The sequence below is a fragment of the Bartonella sp. AD13SXNS genome, assembly GCF_042196465.1.
Lineage (GTDB): Bacteria > Pseudomonadota > Alphaproteobacteria > Rhizobiales > Rhizobiaceae > Bartonella.
This window is the reverse complement of record NZ_JBHIQI010000113.1, coordinates 1-257: the sequence shown is the minus strand read 5'-3', so window position 1 is coordinate 257 and position 257 is coordinate 1. Positions and strand designations below refer to the sequence as shown.

The following is a 257-nucleotide window of genomic DNA, read 5'->3' as shown; positions in this document are numbered from 1 at the left end:
ATGACGGCACTTTGCGCTCCCAACAGCACGGCACGGCGCACATTTGGCACTGCTTTGTTTGTTGAACCGGACTCGACACCTTCGGTAACATGTTCAGCCTCACGCAGGACGACACCATTATACATACCAAGCGAGCCGTCATAGAGGGGGTTTTTAAGACGGCTTCCACTGTAGATTGCCTTAGTGATATCGAGCCACTGTCCAGCATCCGTATTGGTGCGCCACTGAGTGACCTGGGTTGGATGCAGATACAGCAC

General features: G+C 53.3%; 1 protein-coding gene. It reads right to left on the bottom strand.

All coding sequences use genetic code 11. The features are described 5' to 3' along the window. Positions 1-257, bottom strand: a 257-nt coding sequence (locus ACFIMQ_RS09685; protein WP_375703959.1) for a DUF4043 family protein, incomplete at both ends; no start/stop codon positions are given.